The 21,656-nt window shown below is 70.8% G+C and carries 19 protein-coding genes and 1 pseudogene; 18 read left to right on the forward strand and 2 right to left on the reverse strand.

Features of this window, described 5'->3' with window-relative positions; translation table 11 throughout:
• The first annotated feature begins 16 nt into the window (after positions 1 to 16).
• The 18 genes and pseudogenes from AB0M80_RS39550 to AB0M80_RS39635 all read left to right on the forward strand — a co-directional run bounded on the left by AB0M80_RS39550 (position 17) and on the right by AB0M80_RS39635 (position 20,245).
• The gene (locus AB0M80_RS39550) at positions 17 to 880 is read left to right on the forward strand and encodes a sugar ABC transporter permease (protein WP_364575196.1); all 864 of its coding nucleotides are present in this window, start codon (positions 17 to 19) and stop codon (positions 878 to 880) included.
• Complete coding sequence (locus AB0M80_RS39555; protein WP_364575198.1) at positions 880 to 1,707, forward strand: carbohydrate ABC transporter permease; 828 nt, start codon at positions 880 to 882, stop codon at positions 1,705 to 1,707. The genes AB0M80_RS39550 and AB0M80_RS39555 overlap by 1 nt, the downstream gene beginning before the upstream one ends.
• A gap of 6 nt (positions 1,708 to 1,713) precedes the next feature.
• Positions 1,714 to 3,285, forward strand: coding sequence for an alkaline phosphatase D family protein (locus AB0M80_RS39560; protein ID WP_364575200.1), 1,572 nt, complete (start codon positions 1,714 to 1,716; stop codon positions 3,283 to 3,285).
• Between the two features lie 52 nt (positions 3,286 to 3,337).
• A complete protein-coding gene (locus tag AB0M80_RS39565) occupies positions 3,338 to 4,909 on the forward strand; it encodes an alkaline phosphatase D family protein (protein WP_364575231.1) in 1,572 nt (523 codons plus the stop codon).
• Positions 4,910 to 4,982: 73 nt separating this feature from the next.
• Complete coding sequence (locus AB0M80_RS39570) at positions 4,983 to 8,534, forward strand: hypothetical protein (RefSeq protein ID WP_364575202.1); 3,552 nt, start codon at positions 4,983 to 4,985, stop codon at positions 8,532 to 8,534.
• A 78-nt stretch (positions 8,535 to 8,612) separates the two neighbouring features.
• Positions 8,613 to 9,398 (forward strand): DeoR/GlpR family DNA-binding transcription regulator, encoded by a 786-nt coding sequence (locus AB0M80_RS39575; protein WP_364575204.1) that lies wholly within the window; start codon positions 8,613 to 8,615, stop codon positions 9,396 to 9,398.
• A gap of 116 nt (positions 9,399 to 9,514) precedes the next feature.
• Positions 9,515 to 10,960 (forward strand): FGGY family carbohydrate kinase, encoded by a 1,446-nt coding sequence (locus AB0M80_RS39580; RefSeq protein WP_364575206.1) that lies wholly within the window; start codon positions 9,515 to 9,517, stop codon positions 10,958 to 10,960.
• On the forward strand, positions 10,957 to 12,396 hold the full coding sequence (locus tag AB0M80_RS39585) for an FGGY family carbohydrate kinase (protein ID WP_364575207.1): 1,440 nt from the start codon (positions 10,957 to 10,959) through the stop codon (positions 12,394 to 12,396). Before AB0M80_RS39580 ends, AB0M80_RS39585 begins: the two co-directional genes overlap by 4 nt.
• A gap of 106 nt (positions 12,397 to 12,502) precedes the next feature.
• Positions 12,503 to 13,510 carry a 2-hydroxyacid dehydrogenase gene (locus AB0M80_RS39590; RefSeq protein WP_364575209.1) on the forward strand — a complete coding sequence of 336 codons (1,008 nt, stop codon included), beginning with the start codon at positions 12,503 to 12,505 and terminating at the stop codon, positions 13,508 to 13,510.
• Complete coding sequence (locus AB0M80_RS39595; protein WP_364575211.1) at positions 13,507 to 14,109, forward strand: histidine phosphatase family protein; 603 nt, start codon at positions 13,507 to 13,509, stop codon at positions 14,107 to 14,109. The genes AB0M80_RS39590 and AB0M80_RS39595 overlap by 4 nt, the downstream gene beginning before the upstream one ends.
• 22 nt (positions 14,110 to 14,131) lie before the next feature.
• Positions 14,132 to 15,181, forward strand: coding sequence for a sugar ABC transporter substrate-binding protein (locus AB0M80_RS39600; protein WP_364575213.1), 1,050 nt, complete (start codon positions 14,132 to 14,134; stop codon positions 15,179 to 15,181).
• Positions 15,181 to 15,954 (forward strand): ATP-binding cassette domain-containing protein, encoded by a 774-nt coding sequence (locus tag AB0M80_RS39605; RefSeq protein ID WP_364575215.1) that lies wholly within the window; start codon positions 15,181 to 15,183, stop codon positions 15,952 to 15,954. Before AB0M80_RS39600 ends, AB0M80_RS39605 begins: the two co-directional genes overlap by 1 nt.
• A complete protein-coding gene (locus AB0M80_RS39610; RefSeq protein WP_364575217.1) occupies positions 15,951 to 17,195 on the forward strand; it encodes a hypothetical protein in 1,245 nt (414 codons plus the stop codon). Before AB0M80_RS39605 ends, AB0M80_RS39610 begins: the two co-directional genes overlap by 4 nt.
• 257 nt (positions 17,196 to 17,452) lie before the next feature.
• Positions 17,453 to 18,601, forward strand: a complete 1,149-nt coding sequence (locus AB0M80_RS39615) for a hypothetical protein (protein WP_364575219.1) — start codon at positions 17,453 to 17,455, stop codon at positions 18,599 to 18,601.
• 45 nt (positions 18,602 to 18,646) lie between these two features.
• Positions 18,647 to 19,063: a MarR family transcriptional regulator gene (locus AB0M80_RS39620; protein ID WP_364575220.1), complete on the forward strand. Its 417-nt coding sequence runs from the start codon at positions 18,647 to 18,649 to the stop codon at positions 19,061 to 19,063.
• Positions 19,060 to 19,503, forward strand: a complete 444-nt coding sequence (locus AB0M80_RS39625) for a hypothetical protein (RefSeq protein ID WP_364575222.1) — start codon at positions 19,060 to 19,062, stop codon at positions 19,501 to 19,503. The genes AB0M80_RS39620 and AB0M80_RS39625 overlap by 4 nt, the downstream gene beginning before the upstream one ends.
• A gap of 67 nt (positions 19,504 to 19,570) precedes the next feature.
• Positions 19,571 to 19,702: pseudogene (locus AB0M80_RS39630) on the forward strand (AraC family transcriptional regulator); the annotation flags it as partial.
• Between the two features lie 213 nt (positions 19,703 to 19,915).
• Entirely contained in the window at positions 19,916 to 20,245 is a 330-nt protein-coding gene (locus AB0M80_RS39635) for a hypothetical protein (RefSeq protein WP_364575224.1), read from the forward strand.
• Positions 20,246 to 20,505: 260 nt separating this feature from the next.
• Here the strand turns inward: AB0M80_RS39635 and AB0M80_RS39640 are convergent, their stop codons facing one another.
• Both AB0M80_RS39640 and AB0M80_RS39645 read right to left on the reverse strand, forming a co-directional pair.
• Positions 20,506 to 20,946: an ATP-binding protein gene (locus AB0M80_RS39640; protein WP_364575225.1), complete on the reverse strand. Its 441-nt coding sequence runs from the start codon at positions 20,944 to 20,946 to the stop codon at positions 20,506 to 20,508.
• Between the two features lie 46 nt (positions 20,947 to 20,992).
• The coding region (locus AB0M80_RS39645; RefSeq protein WP_364575227.1) for a sensor histidine kinase at positions 20,993 to 21,656 on the reverse strand (664 nt) is incomplete at its 5' end.

The raw sequence follows: 21,656 nt of genomic DNA on the forward strand, positions 1-21,656 counted from the left end.
GAGGACACGCCGGTTCATGCTGCCGCCCTGGTGGTTCGCGGTACCCGCGCTGCTCGTCTACGCGGTCGTCGTGCTTTACCCGACCGGCACCGGCGTCGTCTACGCGTTCACCGACTGGACCGGGATCGGCGACTGGTCGTTCGTCGGGTTCGACAACTTCACCAAGCTGTGGGACGACGACGCGGCGCGAGGCTCGGTCGTCAACACGCTGCTGCTGACGATCGCGATCGTGCTGGTGCAGAACGGGATCGGGCTGCTGCTCGCGCTCGGGGTGCACACTCACATCAAGTCGCGGGCCCTGCTGCGGGTGATCTTCTTCGCACCCGCGGTCGTCAGCCCGGTGATGGTCGCGTTCCTGTGGAAGTACGTGTACAACCCGAAACCCGGCGAGGGGCTGAACGGGTTGCTCGGCGCGATCGGCCTCGGGAGCTGGCGGCAGGACTGGCTCGGCGACCCGGATCTCGCGCTGTGGTCGGTGGCGTTCATGGTCGTGTGGCAGTTCGCCGGCTACTCGATGGTGATCTTCCTGGCCGGCTTGGAGTCCGTGCCGGACAACCTGCACGAGGCCGCGATGATCGACGGCGCGGGGCGCTGGCAGCGGTTCCGCCACGTGACGTGGCCGCTGCTCGCCCCGGCCGTGACCGTCAACGTGATGCTCTCGACCATCGGCGGGTTGAAGCTGTTCGATCAGGTGTACGCGGCGACGAACGGCGGGCCGGGCTACGCGAGCGAGACGCTGTCGACCGTGCTGTACAAGCAGGCGTTCGTGTTCGGCAACTACGGGTACTCCACGGCGATCGCGCTCGTGCTGGCGCTGTTCGTGTCGGCGATCTCCCTGGTGCAGGTGCAGCTCCTGCGGGGAAGGGAGGTGACGGCCTGATGAGTTTCCGCTATGGACTCCGGACGTTCGCTCTGGAGTTGTTGATGATCGCCGTCGCACTCGCTTTCCTGTTCCCTGTGTACGCGTTGGTGACGTTGTCCCTCAAGGACCCGCAGCAGGTCGCGGCGTCGCCCCTGTCGCCGCCGACGGCACCGACGTTCGGCAACTTCGGTGCCGCCTGGGAACGCGCGTCGTTCGGTTCCGCCCTGCTGAACAGCACGTTGATCACCGTCACCAGCGTGCTGCTGCTGATCGCCGTGGGCTCGTTCGCGGCGTACTTCATCGCCCGCCGCCGGACCGGGCTCGGCTACGGCATGTACGTGCTGTTCCTGCTCGGCATCGTGCTGCCGTTCCAGCTCGGCATGATCCCGCTGTTCAAGCTGGTCGACGACGCCGGGTTGCTGGGCACGTACCAGGGGATGGTCATCTTCTACACCGGCATCCAGCTGCCGTTCACGATCTTCCTCTACACCGGGTTCATCCGGGCCCTGCCGAGCGACTACGCGGACGCCGCGCTGATCGACGGCGCCGGGCACCTGAGAGCGTTCACGCAGGTCGTGTTCCCCTTGCTGCGGCCGATCACCGGCACGGTGCTGATCCTCAACGCGGTGTTCATCTGGAACGACTTCTTCACCCCGCTGCTGTACCTGGGCGGGTCGGCGAAGGAGACGATCCCGGTGCGGATCTTCTCCTTCGTCGGCCAGTACGTCTCCGAGTACGGCCTCGTGTTCGCCGGTCTGGTGCTGGCGGCGCTGCCGATCCTGGCGATCTTCCTGGTGCTGCAGAAGTACGTGATCAAAGGTTTCTCCAGTGGCCTGAAGGGGTGACGGTCGATGGCGATCGGACGGCGCGAGGTGCTGTTGTCCGGTGCTGCGGCAGGACTCGCCGCCGCGGCGACCGGGTTCTCGGCGAGCAGCAGCTGGGCGGACCCGCGGTTCTCCGCCGACCCGTTCGCACTGGGGGTCGCGTCGGGCGACCCGTGGCCGGACAGCGTCGTCCTGTGGACGAGGCTCGCGCCGCAACCCCTTGCGCTGGACGGCCTCGGCGGCATGCCCCAGCGCAAGATCACGGTCGACTGGGAGGTGGCCGCCGACGAACGGTTCCGCCGCGTGGTCCGCAGAGGCCGGACGGTCGCGGTACCGGAGCTGGCCCACTCGGTGCACGTCGAGGTCGACGGGCTGGCACCCGACCGGCACTACTACTACCGGTTCCGTGCCGGTCGTGACGTCTCGCCGGTCGGCCGGACCAGGACCGCGCCGGCGCCGGGTGCGCACCTGCGGTCCCTGGACTTCGGTTTCGTGTCCTGCCAGGCGTGGTTCGAAGGCTTCTACACCGCGTACCGCCATCTGTCCGAAGAGGACATCGCGGTGGTCTTCCACCTCGGCGACTACATCTACGAGAACCGGATCGACGCCAACGGGGGCGTGCGGGGCACCCCGGTGCCCGCGGAGATCGGCGCGGAGCCGTTCGACCTCACCCAGTACCGGCTGCGGCACGCGTTGCACCACTACGACCCGGATCTGATCGCCGCGCACCAGGCCCATCCGTTCGCGCTGGTCTGGGACGACCACGAGATCGAGGACAACTGGGTCGGCGATCTCTCCAAGGCCGACGGCGAGCCGGACAACGACCCGGCGGTCTTCCGCCGGCGCAAGGCGGCCGCGTTCCAGGCGTACTACGAACACCTTCCGCTGCGGTGGCCGAACCAGCCCCGCGGGCCCGAAGCGACGCTCTACCGGCGGCTCGGCTACGGCCGGCTCGTCGACTTCCACCTCTTGGACACTCGGCAATACCGCGCCGACCAGGCCTGCGGTGACAAGACCGGCGACTGCGCCGATCGGCTCCTGCCCGGCCGCCAAGTGCTCGGCCCGCAGCAGGAGCAATGGCTGTACGACGGGTTGCGCCGGTCACGAGCGCTGTGGCAGATCGTCCCGCAGCAGATCCCGGTCACGCAGGTCGACACGGTGCCGGGGGACGGCCGCGCGTTCGTCATGGACTTCTGGGACGGGTACAAACCCGCTCGCGACCGCCTGTTCACCGCACTGGCCGAGGTCGGCAACCCGGTCGTGCTGACCGGCGACATGCACCGCCACCTGGCCGCCGACCTCAAGCTCGACTTCGACGACCCCGGCTCGCGCACGATCGGGGTGGAGTTCGTCGGCACGTCCATCTCGACCAAAATGGACGGTGAGGACCTCGATCAGGGCGGCCAGGACCTCCTCGACGCCAACCCGCACATCAAGTTCACCAGCTACCAGCGCGGCTACGTCCGGTGCACGGTCGACGAACAGGTGTGCCGCGCGGACTTCCGCGTCCTGCCGTACGTGACCCGGCCCGGCGCGCCGGTCTCGACCCGTGCCAGTTTCGTGACGGAGAACGGAAACCCCGGACTGCAACCCGCCTAGCGAGGCTGCTCGACACGATTCCCCACCACTGGAGGTTGTCTTGACCACACCTATGTCTCGTCGCCGGGCGCTGGGGCTCGGCGGCGCCGGGGCGGCGGCGGTGCTGCTGGGCACCGGCGCCTGGAACGCCGCCGGCGCGTTCGCCGCGCCCAAGGCCGGCAGCCTGTTCACGCTCGGTGTCGCGTCCGGCGACCCGTCGCCGGACGGGGTCGTCCTGTGGACGCGGCTCGCCGCCGACCCGTTCGCCGTGGACGGCAAGGGCGGCATGCCGGGCACACCGGTGCGGGTCGAGTACGAGCTCGCCCTGGACGAGCGGTTCCGGCAGGTGGTGCGGCGCGGTTCGGTGGTCGCCACGCCGGACCTGGGCCACTCGGTGCACCCGGAGATCCACGGCCTGGCGCCGAACCACGAGTACTTCTACCGGTTCCGCACCGGCGGGGAGATCTCGCCGGCCGGCCGCACGCGGACCATGCCCCCGGCGTTGTCCGACCCCCGCGAGCTGAACTTCGCCTTCGCGTCGTGCCAGGCGTGGCAGGACGGCTACTTCACGGCGTACGACCACATCGCGGCCGAGGACGTGGCCTTCGTCGTCCACCTGGGCGACTACGTGTACGAGTCCGGGGTGGGCACGAACCGGCGCGGCGTGGTGACCGATCCCCGCTTCCACACCGAGGCGATGGACCTCGCGCGCTACCGGCTGCAGTACTCGCTGTACAAGACGGAGGTGCCGCTGCAGAACGCCCACGCGGCCCACCCGTTCATCACCACCTTCGACGACCACGAGGTGGAGGACAACTGGGCCGGCGACATCTCGAAGGTCGACACCGAACCGGACCAGGACCCGGCGGTCTTCCGCCAACGCCGGGCGGCGGCGTTCCAGGCCATGTACGAGAACCTGCCGCTCCGGCGCGCGCAGATGCCGGACGGCCCGGACATCCACATCTACCGCAGGCTGAACTACGGTCGCCTGGCCGACCTCACGATGGTCGACACCCGCCAGTACCGCGACGACCAGCCCTGCGGCGACGGCAACGGCACCACCTGCACCGAGCGGTTCGACGAGAACCGGACGATCCTCGGCGACCGGCAGCGGAACTGGCTGTTCGACGGCTTTTCCCGCTCGAAGGCGCGGTGGCAGATCCTGGGCAACCAGGCCCCGATCGGCCAGACCGACCGGGACCCGGGCCCGGCACTCGATGTCTGGTACGACCCGTGGGACGGCTACGTCGCCGACCGGAACAGGCTGCTGGCGGCGGTCCAGGACCGGGGCGTGCGCAACATGGTGGTCATCACGGGCGACCGGCACCAGAACTACGCGTGGGACCTGAAGCGCGACTACGCCGACCCGACCTCCCCCACGGTGGCGTCGGAGTTCGTGGGCACGTCGATCACCAGTGGCGGCGACGGCGCGGACACCACCGACGAGGCGCAGCGGTTCCTCGCCGCCAACCCACACATGAAGTTCATCAACACGCAGCGCGGCTACGTGCGGGTGAACGTGAACCGGGAGCGCTGGCAGAGCGACTTCCGGGTGCTGCCGTACGTGCAGAAGCCGGGTGCACCGGTCTCCACCCGGGCGAGCTTCGTGGTGGAGGACCGGGTCCCGGGCGTGCAGAACGCATGACCTCGACCGGTTGTCGCCCCGCCGCGCCCGGCGCGGCGGGGCTGGAACAGAACGAGACGGAGCGCGCGACCGCATGAGTTCCGACGAGCTGCTGACCCGGTTCACCGATCCCGGCCCCGAGTTCTCCCCGCTGCCGATCTGGTGGTGGAGCGGCGGCCGGGTCACCGGGGACCGGGTCCGGTGGCAGATGGAACAGCTGGTGTCTCAGGGCGTCCGGCAGGCCGTGGTGATGTGCCTGGCGCCCACCGGGCCGATGTTCGGTTCGATGGCCGACGACCCGCCGTTCCTGAGTCCGAGGTGGATCGAGCTGCTGGACGGCGCCTGCGCGGACGCCGCCGAGCTGGGCTTCCAGCTGTGGATGTACGACCAGATCGGCTTCTCCGGGGCGAACTTCCAGGGCCGCCTCACCGCGGCCCGCCCGGAGTTCGCCGGGCTGGCCCTGCACCGCGAGTCCGACGGCACGATCGGCCACCGCGTCAGCGGCTTCGACTACTTCGGCGAAGCGGCCTGCGCGGCCCTGCTCGACCAGGTGCACGGTGAACTGGAACGGCACGTCGGCCGCTGGTTCGGGACCGTGATCCCCGGGTTCTTCCAGGACGAGCTGCCGCCGCTGCCGACGTGGGGGCACGACTTCGCGGAAACCTTCGCCGCGCACTACGGCTACGACCTGACGCCGCGGCTGGCCGCGCTCTACGAAGGCGCGGACGCCGAGTCCGCCCGCATCCGGCGGGACTACCAGGAACACCGGGCCCGGCTCGCCCGTCGCGCGTTCTTCGGTCCACTGGCCGAGTGGTTCGACCACCGCGGCCTGATCTGCGGTTTCGACCAGGCCAGCCCGGCGCGCGAGGGCGACCCGGTCGGCGGGGTGCGGATCTACGGCGACTACCTGGGTACGCACTCGGGCTACGGAGCGCCGGGCAGCGACCACTGGGGCGACGTGAAGGTGCACAGCTCCCTCGCCCACGCGCACGGGCACCCGCGCACCTGGATCGAGGCGTTCCACTCCTCCGGCTGGGGCGGCACGCTCGAAGAGACCTACGACTGGCTGGCGCCGTTCCTGCGCCGTGGCGCGACGCTCTACGACCCCCACGCGGTGTACTACTCGACCGCGGGCGGCTGGTGGGAGTGGGCGCCGCCGTCGACCTGCTGGCGCCAGCCGTACTGGCCTTCCTACCACCAGTTCTCCGGCGCCGTGAGCCGGCTGTGCTCGGTGCTGACCACCGGCACCCACGAATGCGACGTCGTGCTGCTGTCGCCGACCAGCACCGCACAGGCCTACCTCACGCCGGCCGGTCCGCTGCCGCCCGCCGAGCGGGCCGGCGCCACCTTCCAAGCGCTCAACGGCGTGGGTACGTGGTTCGCCGAGGAACGCGGCGTGCTGGAGCGGGCCGGGATCGACCACGACACCCTCGACGAGGCCACCATCGCGTCGGGAACGGTGACCGCCGAGGGGTTGCGGATCGGCGCGGAGACCTACCGCGCGGTGGTCCTGCCCGAGGTCGAGCTGCTGCTCCCGGCCGCGGCGACCCGGCTCGCCGAGTTCGCCGCGGCCGGCGGGACGGTGGTCTGCGTCGGTGGCGCGGCGGTCGAGGGCGCGCTCACGGTCGCGGAGCCGGGCGACGTGCCCGCGGTGCTCCCGAAATCCCGGATCACCTCCGACGTCCCGTTCCTGCTGCGCCGCCACGGTGACCGGCACGTCCTGCTGCTCACCGCGCACGACGAGCACACCGGCACCCGCGCGCCGATCATCGACCTCGACCGGGAGGACTGGACGGACAAGGGCTTCCCTTGGGACGAGTACTGGCGGCAGCTGCACGACATCGGGTACGAGTTCGTGCCGCCCGGCGACCGGGTCGCCCGCGTCGGCGGGGTCACCGGGCAGGCCCAGCAGTGGAACCCGCGCACCGGGGACCGCACGAACGTCCCCGTCGTGAACGGCGAGGTGGAGGTCGCCTTCACCGATGGTCCGATCACGCTGCTCGTGTTCGGCGACGACCTGCCCGAGCCGACCCGGACCCCACCCGGGCCCGTGGTCGGCGCGGTGGCCGTCGACGGCTGGCACGCGGTCGCCGAGTCCACACTGGACAACCGGCACGGCGACCTCGCCGACCCGGCCCGCACCGGGGTCCTGCCGGTCGAGGTCTGGCGGTTCGGTGATGCCCTGGCCGGGTACGGCGTCTTCGCGGAGGTCCGGGACGCGGCCGGGTGGCGGCCCGCCACCTGGTCGTTGTCCCGCGGCATCCGTGACGACCCGGGACACGGGGAAACGCTGGGCCCCAAGGGTTACGTGCCCGAGGAGTTCCTCGACTGGCGGCACGTCCGCGTCGGGGAGACGGTCGCGGTACGCACGTACCTTCCCTTGCCCGACCGCGACGGGCTGTTCCTCGCGGTCGGGGCGAGCGCGGCGCGGCGGGTGTTCGCCGACGGCTCGGAACTGCCTGCCGACGGCCCCGGGTACCAGTCGTTCAGCCCGCTCCCGGCCGGCCGGACGGTGCGCGTGGAGATCGAGCTCACCGCCGACCAGGACGGCCCACTGCGAGCGTCGTTCGCGGTCGTCACCGATCCGGCGGCCTACCGCAGGCCGGAATGGCTCGCCGGCGGCGAGATCACCCGCACCTTCGACCTCGGCGAGCTGCCCGGCGAGGCGATCGTGCAGGTCGCCAGCGAGGAAGCCTGCCGGGTGCTGGTGAACGGTACCGAGCTCGGGCGCCAGGGCGACTTCAACCCCTACCCGGGCTTCCGCGAGATCCGCATCCACCCCTACGACCTGCGCGAACACCTCCGGTCCGGCGAGAACACCCTCACGCTCGTCACGTCCGGACCGGTGGCCGTCGACTCGTCCGACCCGCGTCTGGTCAGCGGCCCCGACTGGGGCGAGGTGCGCCGTACGCACAAGCGCGACCCGCGCTTCCTGTGCCTGTACCCGCGGCCGCACCCCCTGCCCGGCGCGCACTGGCTCGAACCCGCGGCCGCTCCCGGCGACGTCGTCGTGCCCGTGGTCCCGGACGTCGAGCCGGCCGGAGAGCGCACGGAAACGCTGACCTTCCCGGCCCCCCTCGGCGCGGCGGCGCTGCGGATCCCGACCGGCCTCGAGGTGCTCGTGCGGGTCGGGGAGACCGAGTACAAACCGGACGGCCAGCGCGTCCGCTTCCCCGAACCGCTGTCGGCGGGCACGCAGGTGGAGCTGCGGTTCCGCGCGGTCGACGGGCGCCGCGGCGGCGCCCTGCTCGACGCCGGGATCGAGGTGGAGACAGCCGGGGCGCCGGTCGAGCTGCGCAGCTGGGAGGACCTCGGGCTGCGCGCGCTGGGCGGTCTGGTCCGGTACCGCACGACGATCGGGGCCCCGCCCGGCCGCGTCGTGCTCGACCTCGGCGAGGTCCGCGGCACCGCGGACGTCGTGGTGAACGGGCACCTGGTCGACCGGCTGGTCTGGGGACCCTGGCGGTGCGAGATCTCGGACGCGCTCCGACCGGGAGCCAACGAACTGGAGGTCGTCGTCCGTGGGACCCTCGCCGGGTACCTCGACGACGCGTCACCCACGTCGGCCGTGGCCGCCGGACAGGCCCGCACCGGCCTGTTCGGGCCGGTACGGCTGGTACAGCACGAAAAGGTGGACGACCGTTGACCGTCACCGCCGTCCGTTTCGAGCGTACCCGGCCGGTGGAGACGTACCTGGCGCGGGAGCTGGTGCATGCTGGGCGGCGTGAACATTCCTGATGGCGCACGGCGCAACCCCGAGCTTCGGCGTGGCGCGATGCGGCGGCAGGTCGCCGAGGCCGGGTTCGTGCGGGTCGACACGCTGGCCCAGAACTACGGCGTGAGCATCATGACCGTCCACCGTGACCTCGACGAGCTGGAGCGGCTCGGCTTCCTGCACAAGGTGCGTGGTGGCGCGACCAGCGCTCCGACCACCACGTTCCACGGCGACCTCGAACACCGCATGCAGGCGCAGGTCGACGCGAAACTGGCCATCGCCCGCGAGGTCGTGCGCACCGAGGTCCAGCCCGGCCAGGTCATCGCCCTGGATGACAGCACGACTTCGCTCGTGCTCGCCCGGCTGCTGCCCGCGAAGGCGCCGCTCACGGTCGTCACGCACTTCCAGCCGGTGACCCGGGCGCTCGCCGCCCAGCCGGGCATCGAACTGATCGGGCTCGGCGGCCGGTACGACGCCGCCTACGATTCGTTCCTCGGCCAGGCCACCGCCGACGCCGCCGCCCGTCTGCGCTACGACCTGCTGTTCCTCTCGACGACCGCGGTGGCCGAAGGCGTCTGCTACATCCAGTCGCTCGACACGGTGATCACCCGCCGGGCGCTGATCGCGTCCGCGGCCCGCAGCGTGGCGCTCATCGACCACACCAAGTTCGACCGGCGCGCCCTGCACCGGCTCGTCCGGCTGGCTGACCTCGACCGGGTGGTCGTGGACGACGCGACCCCGGACCAAGTGGTCCGGCGGGAGCGGGCGCGCGGCGCCACGATCGACCTCGCTTGAGAACTTATGTGAAGTTCCGGAGCTCCTGGATCGTTCCAACCTGGGAAACACCGCGCGCCAATCAAGATCAATGTTAAGAGTTGCGAAGTTTCGGGCGATCAGTTTCTAATGTCGCCGTGGCAGACAACGAAGTCGCGATCTGCGTCGACGCCGGCACGACCGTCATCAAGACCGTGGTGTTCGACATGGACGGCCGTGAGCTCGCGGTCACCCGGCGGGGAACCACCGTGCGCCACCCGAGCCGTGAACGGTGCGAGCAGGACATGCTCGAGGTGTGGGACGCGGTCGTCGCGACCGTCGGCGAAGCGGTTGCGCGGGTCGCGCGCCCGGTGCGGCTGCTCGCGGTCACCGCGCAGGGTGACGGCGCCTGGCTCGTCACCCCCGACGGCCGGCCGGCGGGACCCGCGGTCCTGTGGAACGACGGCCGCGCCACCGACGTCGTCCGGGGCTGGCGCGCCGACGGGACCCTCGAGCGTGCGTACCGGATCAACGGCTCGCTCACCAACGCCGGCCTGCCCAACGCGATCCTCCGGTCCCTGCGTCGCGACGAACCCCGAACCGTCCTGACCTGTGGCGGCTGGCTGTTCCTCAAACTGACCGGCGTCCTCGGCATCGAGAAGTCCGAGGCGTCCGCGCCCTGGCTCGACATCCACCAGGGCACCTACTCGGCCGAGCTCACGGAGCTGTACGGCATCGACCCGGCCGTGTTGCCACCCCTGCTCGCCGACCAGGTCCAGCCGCTCACCGCGACCGAACTGGGCCTGCCGGCCGGCACGCCGGTAGTGCTGGCCCCGTACGACATCGTGACCACCGCGTTCGGCGCCGGTGCCACGGACGTCGGCCAAGCGACCTGCATCCTCGGCACGACACTGTGCACGGAGATGCTGGTGGCGGCGCCGGACACGACGGGGGAGCCGTCCGGGCTGACGCTCGACTTCGGCACGCCCGGCCTGATCATGCGGTCGTTCCCCACGCTCGCCGGGACCGGCGTCGTCGACTGGCTCGTCGACCTGCTGGGCCTCGCCGATCACGACGAGGTGACCACGTTGGCGGCGCAGGCCCCGCCGGGGGCGGACGGGTTGCGGGTCTGGCCGTACCTGTCGCCGGCGGGGGAGCGGGCGCCGTTCCTCGACCCGGCGGCGAGCGGGTTCGTCGCCGGCATGCTGTTCTCCCACGGCCGCACGCACCTCGCCCGCGCGGTCCTGGAGGGCCTCGCGCACGTCATCCGCGACTGCCTCGACGCGGCGCCGGGCCGGCCGGTCGAGCTCGGGCTGTGCGGTGGTGGTGCGGCGAGTCCGTTGTGGTGCCGGCTGATCGCCGACATCACCGGCGTGCCCGCGGTGTCCACTGAGGACTCGCAAGTCGGCGCGAAGGGAGCGCAGGTGTTCGCGCTGACGGCCCTCGGCGACTACCCGGACCTGGCGGCCGCGGCGAGCGCGCTGGTCCGCCCCGCCGCTCGCTACGAGCCGGAGGCCGCCACGAGCGACCTGTACGAGCAGGCGCACGCGGAGTTCCTGGAGACCCGTGCACTGGCGGCGACCCGATGGGATCGCTGGCGATGAGCGAACCTCTGTGGATCGGCGTCGACCTCGGGACGCAGAGCGTCCGCGCACTGGCGGTCGACAGCGCGGGGGAGACCGTCGCGTCGGCTCGCCGGCCGCTGGGTGGCACCCGGTCCGGGAACCGGCACGAGCAGGACCCCGGCGCGTGGTGGACCCTGACCGCCGAAGCGCTGGCCGCGCTGGACCTGGGTGGTCGCGAGGTCGGCGCGGTCGCCGTCTGCGCCACCTCGGGGACCGTGCTGCTCACCGGAACCGACGGCTCGCCACGCACGCCCGGCCTCATGTACGACGACACCCGCGCCGGCGCGTTCGCCGTGGTCGCCCAGGAGGCCGGCGAAGCGTTGTGGAGCCGGCTCGGGTACCGGATGCAGCCGGCGTGGGCGCTGCCGAAGGTGTTGTGGTGGCGGCAAGAGGGGCTGCTCGGCCCAGGGGTGCGGCTCGCGCACCAGCCGGACGTGGTGGCGGCCGCGCTCGTCGGGCACCCGGTCGCGAGCGACGCCAGCCACGCGCTCAAGACCGGGTACGACCTGATCGGGGACCGCTGGCCGTCGGACATCCTGTCCGCGCTGGACATCTCGGAAGACGTGCTACCGGAGGTGGTGCGGCCGGGGACCGTGCTCGGCGAGGTGTGCGCGGCTGCCGCTGCCTCGACCGGGATTCCGGTGGGCACCCCGGTGGTCGCCGGCATGACCGACGGCTGCGCGGCGCAGCTCGCCGCCGGCGCGCTCGACGTCGGCGAGTGGAACTCGGTGCTCGGCACCACGCTGGCGCTCAAGGGAGTCAGCACGGTTCTGCCGCACGACCCGACCGGCGCCGTGTACTCGCACCGGGCGCCGCACGGGGACCTGTGGCTGCCGGGGGGCGCGTCCAGCACGGGTGCGGGCGCGGTACGGGCGCTGTTCCCGTCCGCCGACCTGGCCGGGCTGACGGCGGCCGCCGCCGGGATCGACGACGTGCCGCTGTGCTATCCGCTGGTCGGGCACGGCGAGCGCTTCCCCTTCGTGGCGCCGGAAGCACGCGGCTTCCTCGACGGCGGTCCGCTGGTCGTGTCGGGCGACCCCGCCCGGGTGTTCGCCGCGGTGTGCACGGGGGTCGCGCACCTGGAGCGGTTGTCGTTCGAGCTGCTCGCGTCGGCCGGTGCGGACGTCGGCGGGCCGGTGACGTTCACGGGCGGCGGGGCCGGCAACGAGTGGTGGAACCAGCTGCGGTGCGACGTGCTCGGCGTGCCGGTGCGGCTGCCGGTGAACCCGGAACCCGCGCTGGGCATGGCCGTGCTGGCGGCGGGTGCGCTCTCCGGCGACATCCCCGCCGCGGCGAAGCGGCTCGTGCGGGTGCGCCGCACGCTGGAACCGGATGTGAAGCGGCACGACGAGCTGACGCCCGCGTACCACGCGTTCGTCACGGCGCTCGTCGACCGCGGCTGGTGGAAGGAATGACAGTGTCGTTCGTTACTAATCCGACCACAGTCACGGCCGAATGGCTTTCGTGGCAACGGTCGCTTACCGCTCGGGGGTTGGCCTACTTTTGATCGGATTAGCAACAGTGGCGGAACCGATTCTCCTCGCCGGCGACCAGTTCGTGCTGAACCGGTTGCTGGCGGCCGAACTGGCGCCTGGCGCGTGGGACGTGCGGACCCTGGAACTGCCGTGGCCGCACGTGCCGTTCGGCAAGGTCGCGGAGGTCGACGAGGCGTCCGACGTCGAGTCGGAGCTGATCGAGGCCCTGCAAGGGGTTCGGGTGTGCTTGACGCAGATGGCCCCGCTGACCCGCCGCGTGCTCGAGGCGTGTCCCGATCTGGAGCTGTTCGCGGTGTCCCGCGGCGGGCCGGTGAACGCGAATCTGGCCGCGGCCACCGCACACGGGGTGGCGGTGACGTTCGCGCCGGGGCGCAACGCGGAGTCCACCGCCGAGCACACGATCGCCGTGATGCTGGCCGCGATGCGCAGGATTCCCGTGGCGCACAACAGCGTGGTGGCGGGCCGGTGGGAGAGCGGCATGTACGCCTACGCGGAGACCGGCCTCGAGGTCGCGGGCAGCACCGTCGGCCTGGTCGGCGCGGGCGCGATCGGCAGCCGGGTGGCGGTGGCCCTCCGGGCGATGGGCGCGACCGTCCTGGTTTCGGATCCCTACGCGGACGTCGATTCGGTCCCGCTCGACGAACTGCTGTCCCGGTCCACGGTCGTCTCGCTCCACGCACGGCTGACCGACGACACGCGCGGGATGATCGGCGAGCGCGAGCTGGCGCTGATGCCGCCGGGATCGGTGCTGGTGAACTGCGCGAGGGGCGGCCTGCTGGACTACGACGCCCTGGCGAAGGCACTGACGGACGGCCACCTCTTCGCCGCCGCCCTGGACGTCTACGACCAGGAGCCGTTGCCGGCCCACCACCCGCTGCGAAGCGCGCCGAACGTGGTGATGACGCCCCACCTTGCGGGCGCGAGCCGGGCGGTGGCCGGTCGCGCGGCCCGGATGGTGGGCGTCGAGGCGGCCCGGTGGCTGGCGGGCGAACCGCCACTGCACTGCGCGAACCCGGAGGTGGCGCGGAAATGACCAGGCTTCTCCTCGCTCGGCACGGCGAGACGGTTTGGCACGCCGAAAACCGTTACGCCGGCGGGCGAAGCGATCCGGCGCTGACCGAACTCGGGCTGCGGCAGGCCGAGCAGCTCGCCAAGACGACCGTGTCGATGGGGGTCGACACGGTCGTCAGCTCGCCGCAGCAGCGGGCCGTCGCCACGGCGACGCCCACTGCCGAAGCACTGGGCGTGTCCCTGGACCTGCGGCCCGGGTTGCGGGAGGTCGATTTCGGTGCGCTGGAGACCCACACCCTGGCCGAGATGGACCCCGAGGCGGTCCGGCGGTTCCGGGAGGACCCCGAGGCCAACGCCTTCCCCGGTGCCGAGCCGCTGGCCGACGCCGGTGCCCGGGGCGCCGCCGCGCTCCGCGAACTCGACGGGCAGCACAGCGGCACCGTGCTCGTCGTCGCCCACAGCACGCTCCTGCGGGTCACGCTCTGCGTGCTCCTCGGCCTGCCGGTCAAGCACTACCGGCGGATCTTCCCCGCACTGGACAACGTCGCGCTCACCGAAATCCGCTTGCCCGCCGATCCGGCCGACCCGGCCGCTCTCGTCTCGCTCAACCGCGCGCACTGACGCGTACTCGAAGGGAATCGCCATGCGCCGACTCGTCACCCTCGTCGCGACTCTCGCACTGGTCGTGTCCGCTTGCTCGTCCGGTACGGGCGGCGGTGGTGGCACGAGCAACGCCAAGATCGCGTTTCTCATGCCGGACATCGCTTCGACGCGGTACGAGCTGTACGACAGCCCGCTGTTCAAGGCGAAGATCAAGCAGCTGTGCGCGGACTGCGAGGTGCTCTACCAGAACGCGAACGCGGACGCGTCCCGCCAGCAGCAGCAGGCGAACTCGGCCCTCGCGCAGGGCGTGAAGGCGATCGTGATCGACCCGGTCGACTCGACGGCCGCGGCGAGCATCGTCAACACCGCTCGCTCTCAGGGAGTGCCCGTCATCGCCTACGACCGGCCCATCCCGGGTACCCCGGCCGACTACTACATCTCCTTCGACAACGAGAAGATCGGCAAGTCCATCGGCGAGGACCTGGTCAAGCACCTGAAGGAAACCGGTGCGCAGGGCGGGATCCTGGAAGTCAACGGATCGCCGACGGACGCGGCCGCCGGGCTGATCAAGAAGGGCATCCACGCGGCGGTCGACACCAGCGGTATCCCGCTGCTCGCCGAGTACGACACGCCGGACTGGCAGCCGGCCAAGGCCCAGGAATGGGTGTCCGGCCAGATCACCCGGTTCGGCAGCCGCATCGCGGGCGTGGTGGCCGCCAACGACGGCACCGGCGGTGGCGCGATCGCGGCGTTCAAGGCCGCCGGCGTCACTCCCGTGCCGCCGGTGACCGGCAACGACTTCGAGGTCGCCGCCGCCCAGCGGATCGTGGCCGACCTGCAGTACAACACGATCTCCAAGCCCATCAAGATCGTCGCGGAGGCCGCGGCCGAGGTCGCGTACCAGTTCGTGAAGGGGGAGAAGCCGGCCGGCAAGACGACGCTCTTCAACACCCCGTCGCAGCTGTTCGACCCGACGGTGGTGACGCTGGCCACCCTCGCCGGCGTGCTGTCGAAGTCGGATCAGGTCAAGCCGTCCGACGTGTGCACCGGCGAGTACGCGGCGGCGTGCAAGCAGCACGGGATCGCGTGATGCAGACCGACACCGCGGTCCTGTCGCTGCGCGGGATCAGCAAGAACTTCGGCGCGGTCGCCGCGCTGACCGACGTCGACCTGGACGTGTCCGCCGGTCAGGTGGTCGCGATCGTGGGCGACAACGGTGCCGGGAAGTCCACTTTGGTCAAGGTGCTGGCCGGCGTGCACCGCGCGGACACGGGCACGATCACGTTCGCCGACCAGGTGGCGGCGATCGACAGCCCCGCGGCCGCGCACTCGCTCGGCATCGCCACGGTGTTCCAGGACCTCGCGCTGTGCGAGAACCTCAACGTGGTCGAGAACCTGTTCCTCGGCCGGGAGATCCGCCGGAGCCGGCTGGACGAGGTCGCGATGGAGACCCGGTCGTGGGAGCTGCTGCGGCAGCTGTCGGCGAAGATCCCGACGGTGCGGATCCCGGTCGCGTCCCTGTCCGGCGGGCAGCGCCAGACGGTCGCGATCGCCCGTTCCCTGCTGGGCGAACCGAAGATCATCATTCTGGACGAGCCGACGGCCGCGCTCGGCGTCGAGCAGACGGCCGAGGTGCTGAACCTGATCGAGCGGCTGCGTGAGCGAGGCCTCGGCGTGATCATGATCAGCCACAACATGGAGGACGTCCGCGCCGTCGCCGACCGCATCGTGGTCCTGCGCCTCGGCCGCAACAACGGCGTCTTCGACGCGGCCGAGGTGTCCACTGAGGACTTGGTCGCCGCGATCACCGGCGCGACGGACAACGTCGCGACGCGCCGGGTGCGGGAGAGGGAGAACCGATGACGCAGACGAAGACCGCCCCCGCGCTGGACCTCCTCGACGAGCGGCTGCGCCGTGGTGAGGGACTCAAGCCCGCGCTCGGCGCCATCGCCGACCGGATCCGGTCCGGAGACCTCGGCGCGCTGCCGATCGTCGTCGGGCTGGTGGTGATCTGGACCGTCTTCCAGATCCTCAACCCGGTCTTCCTGTCGAGCGCCAACCTGGTGAACCTGCTGATGGAGAGCGTGTCGGTCGGCGTCATCGCGCTCGGCATCGTGTGCGTGCTGCTCGTCGGGCAGATCGATCTCTCGGTCGGCTCGGTCAGCGGGCTGTCCGCCGCGCTCACCGCGGTCACGTTCGTGGGCAGCGGGTGGCCCGTCTGGCTGTCGATCCTCGCCGCGATCGTGGCCGGCGCGCTGATCGGCTGGGTCTACGCGCAGATGGTCACCCGGCTCGGAGTACCCAGCTTCGTCGCGACCCTCGCCGGGCTGCTCGGGTTCCTCGGGCTGCAGCTGTGGCTGCTCGGCAGCAAGGGCGCCATCAACCTGCCGTTCGACTCCGGGCTGGTGCACTTCGCCCAGCTCGACTTCGTGCCGGCGTGGCTGTCGTACGTGCTGGTCGCCGCGGCGGCGGCCGGAATCTTCCTCACCGGGTACTCGTTGGCCCGTGCCCGCCGGGCAGCCGGGCTTTCCGGGCGGTCGACGCCGCTGCTGCTGGCCCGGAGCGTGGCCGTCCTCCTGGGACTCGGCTTCGCGGTGTGGTACCTGAACCAGGCTCGCGGCGTGGGCTGGCTGTTCGTCGCCTTCGTGGGGCTGGTGCTGGTCCTGAACTACGTCCTGACCCGCACGGCGTGGGGCCGGGCCGTGTTCGCGATCGGCGGCAGCGTCGAGGCCGCTCGCCGGGCCGGGATCAACGTGAAACGCATGTACACCAGCGTTTTCATGCTGTGCAGCTCGCTCGCGGCGCTCGGTGGGCTGATCGCCGCGGCGCGGCTCGCGGCGGCCAACCAGGCCAGTGGCGCCGGCGACGTCAACCTCAACGCGATCGCGGCGGCGGTCATCGGCGGCACCAGCCTGTTCGGCGGGCGTGGCAGTGCTTTTTCCGCCCTGCTGGGCATTCTGGTGATCCAGTCGATCTCGAGCGGGCTGACGCTGCTCGACCTCGACTCGTCGTTCCGGTTCATGGTGACGGGCCTGGTCCTCGCACTGGCTGTCGCGCTCGACTCGGTGGCACGCCGATCACGGGCGGCACACGGTCGCGCCTAGTACTTGCGTTCCCGCGCCGGTTCGACAGCGAGCACACCTTCCGCAGGCGCAAGCAAACCCTCGGTGGTCCAGCAGCATCGCTGCGTGTGGCTCTGGACCCGTTCGTGGTCACGGGCGGTCGTCGCACCCTCGGGCACCGTCCGATGTCGACCGGACGGCGTGCGTCCGCCTTCGCCCGACGTCGCGATTCGAAGACCGTGTGCGCCCTCTCGGCCCATCTCAGCTACCTCTAAGGATCTCCCGCATAGTTTGCGGAAATGATGAACGAACCTCGTATGCCGGACCGCTCCGGTGGCCGGGCCATGACCGTGCCGGCACCTGGTCGGTGGGGTTGGCGGCCGTCGTGGGTCGGGTACGCGGTGTGGGGCTGGGCGGCGATGTACGCAGGGTTCGGCCTGGTCTTCACGCTCACCGGGACCGCGGTGTTCTTCCGTGCCGCGGAGCCGCTACCGGTCGGCCTGAACTGGGTTGTCGTGGCCGTGGCCGTCCTGTCGGCGACGGCGGCCGCGGCCGCCGTACGGCCCTGGGGCCGGCGGATTCCCCGGCCAGTCGTTTCGGGCTCCCTGGTCGGGTTGTGCGTGTTGACCGGCGCGGCCGCCTTCGGCCTGCTGATGGACATCATTACTCTCGCGTTCAACCAGTCGGTCGACAGCCGGCCGGCGACCGCCAACCGGGTGCTCGCCGCGGTCGGCCTGGTGCTGCTGGTCGCCACGGCCCGCTCCTACCGGTCTTCCGCGTCCGGCACCTGTCCGTGGTGCGGCGCCGGACCCACCTGCACCACGAAACGAAGCAGACCGGAGCCCACACCCGCGCCACGGCGCGTCCGCGCGCTGGCCTACCTCGGCGCCGCGGCGTTCCTGCCGTACGCGGTCATGAAGATGACGTGGGTGCTGGGCGGGACTTTCGCCGGGCTCAGCGGAGCACAGATGCTGGCCATAGCCGAGCGCAACGGCGCCTCGGGGATGTGGCTCACCCTGGAACGTCGGGGCATCGACGCCACGGTGTTGCTGGCTTTGCTCGGTGTGTTCCTCCTCCTCGGCCTGGTACGACCGTGGGGGCAGGTCTTCCCCCGATGGACGCTGTTCCTGCGGGGCACGCGGGTGCCTCGTTGGCTACCGCTCACTCCGGCCCTGATCGGCGCCGCCACGCTCGCACCCTACGGAGTGATCGGAACCAGCTACGCCGCGCTGGGCACAGCAGGCGTGGTGACCGTCGCGCGGGGGGACTTCCCCACCCCGGGTGACCTCCTGCTGGTGACCTGGTTCGGGGTCGGCGCCTTCGCCGTGTACGGCATCGCATTGAGCGCGGCCGTCTGGTCCTACCTGCGCCGTACCCGGCCAGTCTGCGCGAACACCCGGGGGGAGTTCCAGCCAAGAACTCACGTACGGCCGGGCTGGTGTGGCTGACCGCCGCTTGCCCAACATTAGTACGAGACCGTATAGTACGGAAGCGTGAAGAACGAATCCGTAATACTTGAGCTGCAGCGCGCAACCCATGCGACACTCCACCTGCTCACGACGGAGCTCGTCGATCTCGACCTGACTGCGTCGGAGATCAACGCGTTGGGCAACCTCGCGGACGGGACCGGCCGGACGGTGTCCGAGCTGGGGGCTGCCGTAGGGACCCGGCCCGCGACGCTGACCGGCATCCTCGACCGCCTGGAACGCCGCGGCCTGATCACCCGTGGTGCCCGGCCGGGCGACCGCCGTGCTGTGCTCATCGAACTCACGGTGGACGGCGAACAGACCGCCGCGCTGATCCGCCGTACCCTCGGCGATCTGGAGAAACGCGCTCTCGCCGGTCTTCCGGCGGATGCTGTCAACGGGGCTCGCGCAGTACTGCGGGCCTTGACGGAGGCCGGCCGATGAGTCTCGACCACACGGCAGATCGGATCCCGGCCACCGACGACCCGTTCGATGCGCTGATGGCCGAGGTCATGGCCCGTGCGGACCGGTTCGGCCATCGCCAGCACATCCACCTGACCTGGCTTGCCGTGCGCCGGTACGGCACCGACACCGCGACCGCAATGATCAGCAACGGCATCCGACGGACGGCGCGGTATGCCGGCGCACCGCAGAAGTACAACGCGACAGTCAGCCGGGCCTGGGTCGAGCTTGTCGGCCACCACGTGGCGTCCAGCGACGAAGACGACTTCGACGCCTTCGCGGATCGTCACCCCGCGCTGTTGGACAAGCGGCTACTCGCTCACCACTACCGGCCATCGACGCTGGCGACGGCCGAGGCGCGATCCGGTTGGGTGGAGCCCGACCTCAAGCCGTTGCCGGGCACCGGCGAAGCCGTCGTCTGACGGCTCATTCGCGTCGTCGATGACAACCACCGCCTCCGCCGCAGTGTGAGCACGGTCAGGTGGTCCGCTCGGGGCCGTCGCCAAGAAGGTCGGCTACACCTCCGAGTTCGCGTTCGCCAACGCGTTCAAGCGAACCTTCGGCACAGCACCCGGCGCCTACCGCCGCCGCCTCAGGAACGCTTCTTCGTCGACGGTCTGAGTTTCGAAGTTCCGCGCACCTTCCTGCCGTGCATCGGCGGCTGTCGGGCTGCCACGAACGAGTCAACGACACCGTGGTCGGCGACCCGCGAGGTTCACACGATGGTGTTCCGAGTGGAGTGCCGGACGCGCGTCCCAGTAATTTCTGCTCGCGCGCAGCGGAACACCGTCGCCGTCGTTTCGTCAAGCATTCTGCATCCAAGGAGTCTCCCGCATGTTGAAGAAGTTCTTCGTCGTGACCAGTGCCCTCGGCGCCGGCGCGTTCCTGGCCGGTGGCGTCGCCGCCGCCGACACCTGGGACGATTACGGGTACCAGGGCGGCTACGACTCCACCAGCCAGTTCAGCCTGCTCAACCTGGACAACACCGACGCGCTGCACAACGTCAGCGGCACGGTCGGCTTCTGCGACAACGACGTGAACGTCCTGGGTGTCCAGGTGCCGCTCCACGACGTCGCGAACGGCGTCGGCGTCGGCAACGGCGAGTCGCCGGACAACTGCGCCGCCAATGGGCTGTCCGACGGTGGAACCAGCAACGGCAACTGAGCGACGCGCTTCAAGCCCAGCCGGCGAGGCGATCACTTCGCCGGTCGGGCAGCTTTTCCCGGCCGGGGATCGGCAGCTGCCGGCCCGGCCAGGACGTTTCGGGGCTTGCGGTCGCGCTGTCAGCGGCGGCCGAGGTTCGCCGGCCCGCAGGAGCGTTGCGCAGAGCCACTTCGGCGGTGTCGGTGTGCAGCCTGCTCCTTGATCAGGTGGAGCGAAGACGGTGCCGCTGTTGCCCCCGGCCTGGTCGCGCGTGTTCGCTGTCAGAGGCAGGGTGATCGAGCGCGGGTGCCGCAGGACAGCCGGGCCCACACGGTCTTTCCGCCGGCCTCGTGGTTCTCGTGGACACCCCAGGTGTCGGCGAGCTCCTCGATCAGGAACATGCCCCATCCGGAGGTGCGGTGGGCTTCGGGTGCCGGTGGGTGGACCTGCGGGTGGGCGGGGGAGGCGTCGTCGACTTCGACGACCACCCGGCATGGCGTGGTCATGGCGGTGATCCTGGCTCGCAACGGACCGCCGCCGTGGGTGTAGGCGTTGGCCGCCAGTTCGTCGACCACCAGCAGCACGTCAGCCAGGTGATCGGTGCCGAGGTGGGAGCACTGTCCGGTCGCCCAGCGGCGTACCCCGGCCAGCGCGGACGGACCGGTGCCGCGCAGATCCATGACCCAGCGCGCGGCATCACCGCTGACGTTCTCACCACGCACCGGTCATGTCCCCATGACGTCGCTCACCAGCCGGAACCCATCCGCGTCACAGCTGGAAATGGACGCGGATGGTCGTGCTGCGGGTGCCGGCGTGGAGACGCACCAGGTCGGACATGTGGTTGACGAGCAACAAGCCTCGCTGCCGGTGCTGCCCGGGTGCGGCCGGGTGCCGGCCGGCCAGTGGGTCGGTCAGGGTGCCCTGGTCGTGGACTTCGCAGACGAGGTGTCCGTCGGCGGTCCAGATCCGGAGCCGGCCGGCGCCGCCGCCGTGGTCGATGCTATTGGTCACCAGTTCCGTGACGACCAGTTCGACGTCGGCGATCTGGTCGTCGGTCAGGCCCGCCTGCAGAGCGTGGGTGCGCGCGAGGGATCGGGCTTGGGCGAGGTTGGTGGCATCGACGGTGAGCTCGGTGGCATCGGCTGGTCTGGGCAGCGGCTGGTTGTAGCCGGCGATGATCCGCTCGGGGTCGTAGGCGGTGCTGGTTCGTTGACCGGTGTCGTCGATGAGCAGCGGGTGGGTTGCTTCGGCGTCGGCCAGTACGGCCGGGGCCAGGTTCTGGGTGTCGTAGGGGCAGAGGATGGTGACGTCGCGGCCGGTGAAGGCGAGGTTGATCAGGGCTTCGTGCTGGGCGCAGGCGGGGTATTCGTCGTCGGTGCGGTTCGGCCAGATCGGTTCGCCGATGATGCGGACGGGCTGGTCGGCATGGGTG

Source organism: Amycolatopsis sp. NPDC051045 (genome assembly GCF_040682955.1).
Classification (GTDB): Bacteria; Actinomycetota; Actinomycetes; order Mycobacteriales; family Pseudonocardiaceae; genus Amycolatopsis.

Coding starts and splice junctions, on each gene's coding strand:
- AB0M80_RS39550 (WP_364575196.1), top strand. CDS start 17: ATGCTGCCGCCCTGGTGGTTCGCGGTACCCGCGCTGCTCGTCTACGCG.
- AB0M80_RS39555 (WP_364575198.1), top strand. CDS start 880: ATGAGTTTCCGCTATGGACTCCGGACGTTCGCTCTGGAGTTGTTGATG.
- AB0M80_RS39560 (WP_364575200.1), top strand. CDS start 1,714: ATGGCGATCGGACGGCGCGAGGTGCTGTTGTCCGGTGCTGCGGCAGGA.
- AB0M80_RS39565 (WP_364575231.1), top strand. CDS start 3,338: ATGTCTCGTCGCCGGGCGCTGGGGCTCGGCGGCGCCGGGGCGGCGGCG.
- AB0M80_RS39570 (WP_364575202.1), top strand. CDS start 4,983: ATGAGTTCCGACGAGCTGCTGACCCGGTTCACCGATCCCGGCCCCGAG.
- AB0M80_RS39585 (WP_364575207.1), top strand. CDS start 10,957: ATGAGCGAACCTCTGTGGATCGGCGTCGACCTCGGGACGCAGAGCGTC.
- AB0M80_RS39595 (WP_364575211.1), top strand. CDS start 13,507: ATGACCAGGCTTCTCCTCGCTCGGCACGGCGAGACGGTTTGGCACGCC.
- AB0M80_RS39600 (WP_364575213.1), top strand. CDS start 14,132: ATGCGCCGACTCGTCACCCTCGTCGCGACTCTCGCACTGGTCGTGTCC.
- AB0M80_RS39605 (WP_364575215.1), top strand. CDS start 15,181: ATGCAGACCGACACCGCGGTCCTGTCGCTGCGCGGGATCAGCAAGAAC.
- AB0M80_RS39610 (WP_364575217.1), top strand. CDS start 15,951: ATGACGCAGACGAAGACCGCCCCCGCGCTGGACCTCCTCGACGAGCGG.
- AB0M80_RS39615 (WP_364575219.1), top strand. CDS start 17,453: ATGATGAACGAACCTCGTATGCCGGACCGCTCCGGTGGCCGGGCCATG.
- AB0M80_RS39625 (WP_364575222.1), top strand. CDS start 19,060: ATGAGTCTCGACCACACGGCAGATCGGATCCCGGCCACCGACGACCCG.
- AB0M80_RS39635 (WP_364575224.1), top strand. CDS start 19,916: ATGTTGAAGAAGTTCTTCGTCGTGACCAGTGCCCTCGGCGCCGGCGCG.